Here is a 10,718-nt window from a genome sequence, read left to right as displayed (position 1 = left end):
GCCGGAGTCCAGGGCCCGTTCCAGGTCGCGCCGGTCCTCGGGCAGGTAGCCGCCGCGGTAGGCGGCCACCCGCTGCTCGAGCTCGGGCGCGGTCCGCCGCAGGTGACGCCGCGCGGCCACCGCCACCTGCTCGGCACCCTGTCGGGCCCGGACGAAGGTCAGCGTGCGGGCCCCGCCGGCCACCAGATCCGCGGTCAGCCGCGCCGCCGCGGCCGGTGCCGACGGCCGCCGCCGCGGCCGGCCCGACGCGACATCGACACTCCCGTCAGATTCTTCGGCGCCGTCGGCCCCCGCCAGGGCGTCCGGGCCGGGCTCCCACAGCACGACGTCGACCGCCGGGCGAGACGACTCGTCCTGCGTCACCGCCCGCACCGGCCGCCCGACCAGCCGGCCGGCGGCGACCGCCGGATCCACTGACGTCGCCGACGCCAGCACGACGACCGGCGTGGACCGGTACAGCCGGGCGATCCGGAGCAGCCGGCGCAGCACCAGCGCGACGTGCGAGCCGAAGACGCCGCGGTAGGCGTGACATTCGTCCACCACGACGTACGCCAGGCGCCGCCAGAGCCGGGCCCAGGCCGAATGGTGGGGGAGCAGGGCCAGGTGCAGCATGTCCGGGTTGGTCAGTACCCAGTTGGCGTGCCCGCGCACCCATTCCCGTTCCTGCGCCGGGGTGTCGCCGTCGTAGGTCGCCGCGCGCAGGTCGGGCAGGCGCAACGCGGTCAGCGCCTGCAGCTGGTCGGCGGCCAGGGCCTTGGTCGGAGCGAGGTAGAGCACGGTGGCCCGCGGGTCGTCGGCGATCGCCGAGAGGGCGGGCAGCTGGTAGCCGACCGACTTGCCGGACGCGGTCCCGGTGGCCAGGACGACGTCGTGCCCGGCCCGGGCGAGGTCGGCGGCGGCGACCTGGTGGGCCCAGGGCCGGACGACGCCGACCCCGGCCAGCGCCGTCGTCACGGCCGGGTGCGCCCAGGCCGGCCAGTCGGTCACCGACCCCGGCGAGGCCGGTCGACGACGGACGTGTCGGAGACCCTCTGTGACCGAATTCACATGGAAAGTGCTGGACCGATTCAGCGGATCCGGGGAGGTGCTCGGCGCAACTCCGAGTTTCCGTGTGGTCACGTCAGCATTGTCCAGATCCGGTCCGACAGTGGGTCCCGACCGGCCGCCCTCCCCGCCCGCCGGGCGAGCGGTCGGGCGACATTGCTGGTAGCCGCTGGGCTGTCGGGGCCGTGCTCTACAGTACTTTTCGTCACGTCGGACCTCGGGGGATCGACGGAGAAGACCAACGCCGGTCGCATCGGATCGACCGGTTCACCACGCGCACCGCTATGTGCATGGATCAGGAGTTCGATGTCCACGAGTGCCGCCGCCGCGGAAGTGTCCATTACTGGCAGTGACCAGATCATCGTGATCGGTGTTGCCGTCGTCGCCCTCGTGGCCCTGGTGATCGCCTTCGTGCTGCGGGCCGGCGTGCTCGCCGCCGGCACCGGGACCAAGAACATGCAGGAGATCTCGTCCGCCGTGCAGGAGGGCGCCGCCGCCTACCTCACCCGCCAGTTCCGGACGCTGGGCGTCTTCGTCGTCATCGTCTTCGCCCTGCTCTTCGCGCTGCCGGCGAACACCACCGGGGAGCGGATCGGCCGGTCCATCGCCTTCCTCTTCGGCGCGGCCTTCTCCGCGTCGATCGGGTACCTGGGCATGTGGCTGTCCACCCGGGCCAACGTCCGGGTGGCCGCCGCGGCCAACGGGGACGGCGGCCGGGAGAAGGCGATGCAGATCGCGTTCCGCACCGGCGGCACCGTCGGCCTGGCCACCACCGGCCTCGGCCTGCTGGGCGCGTCCGTCGTCGTCCTGGTCTACGTCGGCGAAGCGCCGAAGGTGCTGGAGGGCTTCGGCTTCGGCGCCGCCATGCTCGCCATGTTCATGCGGGTCGGCGGCGGCATCTTCACCAAGGCCGCCGACGTCGGCGCCGACCTGGTCGGCAAGGTCGAGCAGGGCATCCCCGAGGACGACCCCCGCAACGCCGCGACCATCGCCGACAACGTCGGGGACAACGTCGGCGACTGCGCCGGCATGGCCGCCGACCTGTTCGAGAGCTACGCGGTGACCCTGGTCGCCTCCCTCATCCTGGGCAGCGCCGCGTTCGGCACCAAGGGTCTGGTCTTCCCCCTGATCATCCCGGCGATCGGCGTGCTGACCGCGATCATCGGCATCTACATCACCAAGGCCAAGGCCGGTGAGCCGGGCCTGGTCACGATCAACCGCTCCTTCTATATCTCCGCCGGCATCTCCGCCGTTCTGTCGGCCGTCGCCGCGTTCGTCTACCTGCCGAACAACTTCGCCGCGCTGGGTATCGACGCCGTCCGCGACGTGTCCGGCAACCCCGCCCTGATGGCCATCGTCTCGGTCATCATCGGCATCGTCCTGGCTGCGGTCATCCTCTGGCTGACCGGCTACTTCACCGGCACCGAGACCAAGCCGACCAAGGACGTCGCGAAGTCCTCGCTGACGGGTCCGGCCACCGTGGTGCTGGCCGGCATCTCGGTCGGCTTCGAGTCGGCCGTGTACACCGCCCTGGTCATCGCGGCCGCCGTCTACGGCGCCTTCCTGCTCTCCAGCTCGCTGATCGTCGCCCTGTTCATGATCGCGCTGGCCGGCTGCGGCCTGCTGACCACCGTCGGCGTCATCGTCGCGATGGACACGTTCGGGCCGGTCTCCGACAACGCCCAGGGCGTCGCCGAGATGAGCGGCGAGGTCTCGGACGAGGGCGCGAAGATCCTGACCGAGCTCGACGCGGTCGGCAACACCACCAAGGCCATCACCAAGGGCATCGCCATCGCCACCGCCGTGCTGGCCGCGACCGCGCTGTTCGGTTCGTACTCCGACGCGATCACCGGGGCCCTGATCTCGGCCGGCGAGGCCGCCGGAGTCGCTGCCGGCAGCCTCAGCTCGTTCGTCACCTCGGTCGTGTCCCCGGGCACCCTGGTCGGCATGCTGCTGGGGGCCTGCGTCGTCTTCCTGTTCTCCGGGCTGGCCGTCAACGCGGTCTCCCGGGCCGCGGGCGCCGTGGTCTACGAGGTGCGCCGCCAGTTCCGGGAGATCCCCGGGATCATGGAGGGTCGCAACAAGCCGGAGTACGGCAAGGTCGTCGACATCGTCACCCGCGACTCGCTGCGCGAGCTGGCCACCCCCGGCCTGCTGGCGGTGTTCGCGCCGATCGCCGTCGGCTTCGGCCTCGGCGTCGGCCCGCTGGCCGGCTACCTGGCCGGCACCATCGCCACCGGCACGCTGATGGCCGTCTTCCTGGCCAACTCCGGTGGCGCCTGGGACAACGCGAAGAAGATCGTGGAGGACGGCACCCACGGCGGGAAGGGCTCGCCCGCGCACGAGGCCACCGTCATCGGTGACACCGTGGGTGACCCGTTCAAGGACACCGCCGGTCCGGCCATCAACCCGCTGCTGAAGGTGATGAACCTGGTCGCGCTGCTCATCGCGCCGGCCATCGTCGCGCTGACCGTGGGCGACGGGGCCAGCCCGGGCATCCGCTACGGCATCTCCGCGCTGGCGGTGGTCATCATCATCGCGGCGGTCGTGGTGTCCAAGCGGCGCGAATCCTCGCTGCACGCGGACGCGCCCGCCCGGGCCTGACGGGCCCGGCCGGATCCGTCATCGCCCGTTCGGTTGCGTGCAGCGGTAGCCCTCGGCCCTCGGGTCGGGGGCTACCCTGCATTGCGTGGCAAGGGGGCTCGGGTGACACAGTTGTCACTCTTCTCGGCCGACCTCACCTCGCCGGTGGGGGACGACCTGGGCGGTCTGCTGGCCGCCAACGGCCAGCTCGAGGTCACCGCGGACGGGGTCCGGCTGGTGATCCGGCTGGCCGACGACTGGCGTGCCCGGGCCCTGATCCGGGAGTGCCGGGTCCGCGACGTCGAGGCGCACATCGATCTGGACGACCGCGTCACGGTCCTGCGCACCGACCCGGCGCCGGTGCTCGCCCAGCTGTCCGACCGGTGGCTGGACGGCTCGGTGAAGGTGGCCCCGCCCGAGGTCGAACTCTCGGCCGGCTGGATGCGGTGCTGGGCCATCGCCGCCGGTCGCCCCGGCCCCGTCGGGTACCTGCTCGGTCTGGACCCGCAGACCCCGGACATCCACGAGTCGCTGGCCGGCTGCTGCGCGGCGATCGGCCTGGCCGGATCGCTGATCGGTCCGGCGGCCGGCGGGCCGGCGATGCGGATCGTCGGGCTCCGGCGCTGCACCCGGTTGGCGGACATGGTCGGCACGCCGCCACCCGAGGCGCCGGCCGGCCTCTTCCCCCGGCCCGCCCATTGACCGGCCCGGGACGGGCCGTTCCGGGCGGGCCCGGACCGGGATGAGCGGTCCGCGGCGCGGCGATGTCCACACGGAGCACTTGCGTAGCTGTGGCATCCTGCTCCCGGAGAGGCCGTGACGCGGCGTTCCGCGCCGGCCCCGGGTGGCGGGGGCCACCACAGCACCACCGTCGTTCCGGTTCGATGGCAGCACCGCACCGGGACGACGCATCGGAACAGCAAGGAGAACGAGACCTGATGGCCACTGGCACAACCGCGAGCACCCGCAATGGCGGCGTGCGGCTGGTCGTCGTCGAGTCACCGAGCAAGGCCAAGACCATTTCCGGCTACCTCGGTGACGGCTACGTCGTCGAATCGTCCGTCGGGCACATCCGCGACCTCCCCCGGGGCGCCGCCGACGTGCCCGCCAAGTACAAGGGCGAGCCGTGGGCGCGCCTCGGGGTGAACACCGAGAACGGCTTCGAGCCGCTCTACATCGTGTCCCCGGAGAAGAAGGCCCAGGTCGCCAAACTCAAGTCGCTGCTGGCCGGCGCCGACGAGCTCTACCTGGCCACGGACGAGGACCGCGAGGGCGAGGCCATCGCCTGGCACCTGCTGGAGACCCTCAAGCCGAAGATTCCGGTCAAGCGGATGGTCTTCCACGAGATCACGCCGGCCGCGATCCGGGAGGCCGCCGCCAACCCGCGCGAGCTGGACGAGAACCTGGTCGACGCCCAGGAGACCCGGCGCATCCTGGACCGGCTCTACGGCTACGAGGTCTCGCCGGTGCTGTGGAAGAAGGTGATGCCGAAGCTGTCCGCGGGGCGCGTGCAGTCGGTCGCCACCCGCATCATCGTGCAGCGCGAGCGCGAGCGGATGGCGTTCCGCTCGGGGACCTACTGGGGCCTGGACGCGTTCATGGCCCAGGCCGGGGCCGACGAGGGCCGGTTCAAGTCGGCCCTGAGCACGGTCGACGGGCGCCGGCTGGCCGCCGGCCGGGACTTCGACGCGGCCACCGGCGGGCTCAAGGCCGACGCCGACGTGCTGCTGCTGGACGAGGACGGCGCCCGGACCCTGGCCGCGGCGCTGACCGGCGGCACCGCCACCGTCACCTCGGTCGAGGAGAAGCCCTACACGCGCAAGCCCTACCCGCCGTTCATGACCTCGACGCTGCAGCAGGAGGCCGGCCGCAAGCTCGGCTTCAACTCCGAGCGCACGATGCGCACGGCCCAGCGGCTGTACGAGAACGGCTTCATCACCTACATGCGAACCGACTCCACGACGCTGAGCACCTCGGCGCAGGAGGCGGCGCGCAGCCAGGCCCGGCAGCTGTACGGGCCGGAGTACGTGCCGGCCGCACCGCGCCAGTACACCCGGAAGGTCAAGAACGCCCAGGAGGCCCACGAGGCGATCCGGCCGGCCGGTGACAACTTCCGCACCCCCGGCCAGGTCGCCAACCAGATCTCCGGCGACGAGTACCGGCTCTACGAGCTGATCTGGCAGCGCACCATCGCCTCGCAGATGGTCGATGCCCGCGGTCTGACCCTCTCGGTCAAGATCGACGCGACCGCCGCCGTCGAGAGCGGACGGGTCACCTGCGGCTTTTCAGCATCGGGCCGGACGATCACGTTCCCCGGCTTCCTGCGCGCGTACGTCGAGACGGTGGACGCCGAGGCCGGGGGCGAGGCGGACGACGCCGAACGCCGGCTGCCCAAGCTGGAGCAGGGTCAGCAGCTGGACATCCGGGAGCTGATCCCGGCCAGCCACGTCACCACCCCGCCGGCCCGCTACACCGAGCCGTCGCTGATCGGCGCGCTGCAGGACCTGGGCATCGGCCGACCCTCCACCTACACCTCGATCATCCGCACGATCATCGACCGCGGGTACGTGTGGAAGAAGGGCCAGGCGCTGGTCCCGTCCTGGATCGCGTTCGCCGTGATCGGGCTGCTCGAGCAGCACTTCTCCCGGTTGGTCGACTACGACTTCACCGCGGCCATGGAGGACGAGCTCGACGGGATCGCCGACGGCCGGATCGGCCGCACCGACTGGCTGTCCGCGTTCTACTTCGGCGGCGACCTGGGTCCGCAGGGTTCGGTCGGCCGCTCGGGCGGGCTGAAGAAGCTGGTCGGCGAGCGGCTGGAGGACATCGACGCCCGCGAGGTCAACTCGCTGCCGTTGCTCACCGACGAGCAGGGCCGCCAGGTGCTGGTCCGCGTCGGCCGGTACGGGCCGTACCTGGAGCGGATGGTGCCGGGTGAGGACGGGGAGCCGACCGCGCAGCGGGCCAACCTGCCCGAGGACCTGCCCCCGGACGAGGTCGACGCCGAGGTGGCCGAGCGGCTGTTCGCGCAGTCCGGCGACGGCGGCGAGAACGAACTGGGCGTCGACCCGGACTCCGGGCACATGATCGTGGCCAAGGACGGGCGCTTCGGCCCGTACGTCACCGAGGTGCTGCCCGAACCGGAGGCGTCCTCCGGCACCGGCAAGAAGACCGCCAAGACGGCGGCCAAACCGCGCACCGCGTCGCTGTTCAAGTCGATGACGCTGGACACCATCGACCTGCCGACCGCGCTCAAGCTGCTGTCCCTGCCGCGCGTGGTCGGCGTCGACCCGGCCGACGGGCAGGAGATCACCGCCCAGAACGGCCGGTACGGCCCGTACCTGAAGAAGGGCACCGACTCGCGGTCCCTGGCCAACGAGGACGCGCTGTTCGACGTCACCCTGGACGAGGCGCTCGCGCTGTACGCGCAGCCCAAGACCCGGGGCCGATCGGCAGCCGCGGCGCCGCCGCTGCGCGAGGTCGGCGTCGACCCGGCCGGCGGCAAGCCGATGGTCATCAAGGACGGGCGGTTCGGTCCGTACGTCACCGACGGGGAGACCAACGCCTCGCTGCGCAAGGGTGACGAGGTCGCCACGCTGACCGTCGAGCGCGCCGCCGAACTGCTGGCCGATCGGCGGGCGCGGGGTCCGGCACCCAAGCGCACCACGACGCGGAAGACGGCGTCCTCGGGCGCCAAGGCCGCGGCCGCGACCGGCACCCGGACAGCCGCCAAGCCGCGCGCGACCAAGTCCGCGAGCAAGACCGGCACGGCGACCAAGCCGCGGACCACCCGGGCCAAGCCGGCCGAGTAATCCCGGCCCGGTCGCCCGGTCGCCCGGTCGCCCGGTCGGCCCGGCGCCGGGCGGGCCCGGTCGAGGTACTCATGCGCCGGTCCGGCCGTCCGGCCGGACCGGTCGGTTCCGCCGGCGGGCCGAGTGAAGGTCCGTGCTCGCTGGGCGGGTACTGGTCTTCGCTCGGCTGGCGAGCGTTGCGGTTGCGGGTGATGCCCGGTCCGATGGGTCCGATCCAGTCGGATCCGGTGGGGCCCCTCTCGACGGTGGGCCGCGCCGCGGGGACCGAGTGAAGGTTGGTGCCCGCTGAGCGGGCACGGCTCTTCGTTCGGGGGCTCGGGTCTGCGTTCGGTGGCGGTGGCGGGTTTCCCGGAGACGATGCGGACATCAGCCCGCACCGCCCGGGCCCAGCCTCCGGCGGCGATGGTGCGACTCGGCGACGGACCCGACCAGGAGCCGGACGCCCGGCCGGCAGGGATGTCGGTACGGCGTTCGAGTCGCGCTGAGGGCCCGTCCATCGGGTGACCGCCGGGTTCGGACGGGTGACGGATGGGTGACAACCCCGGGTTCACCCGGGACGCCCGCCTCAACCGGGCCGCACGGCCGGCGCGGCGTCCTACCATTTGGGTCATGAGCACGGGGCCGGCGGACGCGAGGGCGCGGGCCGGCATGCCCGAGGCGGCCGCCGTCCCGGTCGAGCAACGGTTCGCCGATGCCCTGTGCGGCCCGGACGGCACCGGCGACCCGGCGGTGCTGATGCCGGTGCTGCAGGTCTATCCCGACGCGCTGTCCGCCCCGATGCCCGACGCGATGGTGCCCGGACCGGCCGTGGATCCGGCGGACCTGCTGGCGGCGGCCCGGGCTCAGACCCCCGGCGAACTCCCGACACCGGTGCAGGCGCGCCTCGCCGCCGAGCGGGCCTGGGTGGACGCCGGCCGGGTGGCCCAGCCCGGCCGGCGCGGTGCCGATCGCGGTGCCGATCGCGGTGCCGATCCCGGGGTGACCCGCCGGGCGGCGCCGGCCGCCTGGTCCGCCCCGGACCTGCGTGGTGCCGTCCCCCCGACGAACCGGACGCCGACCCGACCGTCGGCGCCCCGACCGCCCGGCGCCACACCCCGCCCGGTGCCCCCCGCGTCGATGCCGTCCGGGCCGGGCGCCTGGGCCGGCCGGGCGCCCTCGCCCGCCGAGGTCGCCGGCCTGCTGCGCACCACGTTCAGCGGTATGACGCAGGGCGTGACCCAGGGGATCACGAACGGCCTGAACCGCGGTCCGGACCGGAACCTGGCGGCTGCCGCCCGGCAGCATCAGCCGGCCGCGCACGCCCCTACCCCGCCGCTGCCGCGGACCACCCGGCGGCGGAACCGGGGGTCGAGCATCTGGGCGGTCCTGGTGTTCCTGGTGGTCATCGCGTTCGCCAGCGGCCTGGCGCAGCAGGTTCTGACCGCGATCAGCGGGTTGTTCAATCGATGACCGGACGGCGACGGGTGACGTGAGGCGCAACAAGGAGCCGAACTCGGTGTCGGTGCTGCTGCGGTTGCCCGCCTTCCGCCGCCTGTGGGCGGCCATCGCGGTCTCCAGCCTCGGCGACTGGCTGGGTCTGCTGGCGACCACGGCCCTGGCCGCCTACCTGACCAAGGACTCGTCCAACCTCGCCCAGGGCGCGGCCGTCTCCGGCGTCCTGCTGACCCGCCTGCTGCCCGACCTGATCCTCGGCCCGATCGCGGGCGCCCTGGTCGACCGGTTCGACCGCCGCACCGTCGCGATCACCGGCGATACGCTGGCCGGCCTGCTCTACGTGTCGATCATCTTCTCCGGCAACCTGCTGTGGCTGCTCGTCGCGCAGTTCCTGGTCGAGGCGATCGGGCTGTTCTCCACCCCGGCCAAGCAGGCCATGTGGGTCAACGTGGTGCCCCGCGAACGGCTGGCCGTGGCCAACCAGCTCAACTACGTGTCGGTGTACGGGATGGTCCCTATCGCCGCGCTGCTGTTCGCGCTGCTGTCCACCCTGGCCAGCTTCTTCGGCGTCCCGCAGGTGGCCGGCGACAGCGGCGCGCTGATCAGCGGCGGCACCAACACCGTCGCCATCGACATCGCCCTGGCCATCGACGCGGCCACCTACTTCTTCTCCGCGTTCATGGTGCTGATCTCGCGCCGCCTCATCCCGGCCTACGTCGGCGACCGCAGCACCTCGCGCAGCATCTTCTCGCTGATCGCCGAGGGCGTCTCGTTCGACCGCAAGAACCGGCTGATGCGCTCGATCTACATCGGCATCCTCGGCGCGTTCGGGGCGGGCGGGTTGGTCGCCGGCGTCGCGCAGGCCTACGTGGCGACGCTCGGCGCGGGCAACGCCGGGTACGGCATCCTCTTCGGGTCGGTGTTCACCGGCCTGGCCCTCGGCATGCTGATCGGGCCCAAGGTGCTGCCGAACGTCCCGCGCCGGATGATCTTCACCCCGGCCATCGGCGCCGCCGGCATCGCGCTGGTCGTGATGAGCGTTCTGCAGGACTTCCTGGGCGCGGCGATCACCGCCGCGCTGATGGGGGTGTTCGCCGGCATCGCCTGGATCAACGGGTTCACCATGATCGGGCACGAGGTGTCCGACCAGCTGCGCGGCCGGGTGTTCGCGTTCGTCATGTCCTCGGTGCGGATCATCCTGCTGCTGACCATCGCGGCCGGACCGATCCTGGCCGGGGCGATCGGCACCTACCCGGTGACGGTCGGCGATTTCCGCTTCGAGATCACCGGCCCGGCCGTCGTGCTGGCCGTCGGCGGCCTGATCGCGTTCACGGTCAGCGCCCTGATCGGCCGGCAGATCGGCGGGCTGACCTCCGGGGTCGGGCGTCGGCTGTTCCGCCGCAAGATGCCGCGCTCGCTGTGGGACGAGCCGTCCGAGCACGCCGGGGTGCTGATCGCGGTCGAGGGGGCCGACCCCGGGGCGGCCGCCGACTACCTCCGCGAGATCGAGGCGCACCTGGTCGAGGCCGGGTACTCGACCTCGGTGATCCGGCGGCGGGAGGCGCCGCCCGTCGCGGTCGCGACACCGGCGGACCCCCTGGCCGATGCGCTGCGCGCCTCGGCGTCGTTGGCCGACCTGATGACGGCGAAGGTCGCGCCGGCCCTGGAAGGCGGCACGATCGTGCTCTGCGACGGCTTCCTGGACGAGCTGATCGTGCGGTACCGGATCCTCGGGCTCGACGAGGACCGGCTGAGCCGGGTGGCCCAGTGGGCCGCCGGTTGGCTCTAACCCGACCTGACGGTGCTGGTCAACGCGACGGAGCCGGCGATGGTCGCGGGTCCGGC

At 72.6% G+C, this 10,718-nt stretch carries 6 protein-coding genes; 5 read left to right on the top strand and 1 reads right to left on the bottom strand.

Going from position 1 to position 10,718, the window contains the following annotated elements; all coding sequences use genetic code 11:
- Positions 1 to 987: DEAD/DEAH box helicase (locus tag ACOJUF_RS00320; protein WP_420119869.1), on the bottom strand; the 987-nt coding region annotated here is incomplete at its 3' end.
- 363 nt (positions 988 to 1,350) lie between these two features.
- On the opposite strand from ACOJUF_RS00320, the gene ACOJUF_RS00315 reads away from it, so the two are divergent.
- From ACOJUF_RS00315 to ACOJUF_RS00295, 5 genes are all read left to right on the top strand, one after another.
- Positions 1,351 to 3,648 carry a sodium-translocating pyrophosphatase gene (locus ACOJUF_RS00315; RefSeq protein ID WP_420119868.1) on the top strand — a complete coding sequence of 766 codons (2,298 nt, stop codon included), beginning with the start codon at positions 1,351 to 1,353 and terminating at the stop codon, positions 3,646 to 3,648.
- Between the two features lie 102 nt (positions 3,649 to 3,750).
- Positions 3,751 to 4,329, top strand: a complete 579-nt coding sequence (locus ACOJUF_RS00310) for a hypothetical protein (protein WP_420119867.1) — start codon at positions 3,751 to 3,753, stop codon at positions 4,327 to 4,329.
- A 236-nt stretch (positions 4,330 to 4,565) separates the two neighbouring features.
- Positions 4,566 to 7,439, top strand: coding sequence for a type I DNA topoisomerase (gene topA / locus ACOJUF_RS00305; RefSeq protein WP_420119866.1), 2,874 nt, complete (start codon positions 4,566 to 4,568; stop codon positions 7,437 to 7,439).
- Positions 7,440 to 8,048: 609 nt separating this feature from the next.
- Positions 8,049 to 8,888: a hypothetical protein gene (locus ACOJUF_RS00300; protein WP_420119865.1), complete on the top strand. Its 840-nt coding sequence runs from the start codon at positions 8,049 to 8,051 to the stop codon at positions 8,886 to 8,888.
- 19 nt (positions 8,889 to 8,907) lie between these two features.
- Positions 8,908 to 10,662 carry an MFS transporter gene (locus ACOJUF_RS00295; protein ID WP_420119864.1) on the top strand — a complete coding sequence of 585 codons (1,755 nt, stop codon included), beginning with the start codon at positions 8,908 to 8,910 and terminating at the stop codon, positions 10,660 to 10,662.
- Positions 10,663 to 10,718: the final 56 nt, after the last annotated feature.

This window comes from Nakamurella sp., assembly GCF_048594475.1.
In the GTDB taxonomy this organism is placed as follows: Bacteria; Actinomycetota; Actinomycetes; order Mycobacteriales; family Nakamurellaceae; genus Nakamurella.
The sequence above is the reverse complement of the archived record's forward strand: the minus strand, read 5'-3'. Positions and strand labels throughout refer to the sequence as shown.

Coding starts and splice junctions, on each gene's coding strand:
- ACOJUF_RS00315 (WP_420119868.1), top strand. CDS start 1,351: ATGTCCACGAGTGCCGCCGCCGCGGAAGTGTCCATTACTGGCAGTGAC.
- topA (WP_420119866.1), top strand. CDS start 4,566: ATGGCCACTGGCACAACCGCGAGCACCCGCAATGGCGGCGTGCGGCTG.
- ACOJUF_RS00300 (WP_420119865.1), top strand. CDS start 8,049: ATGAGCACGGGGCCGGCGGACGCGAGGGCGCGGGCCGGCATGCCCGAG.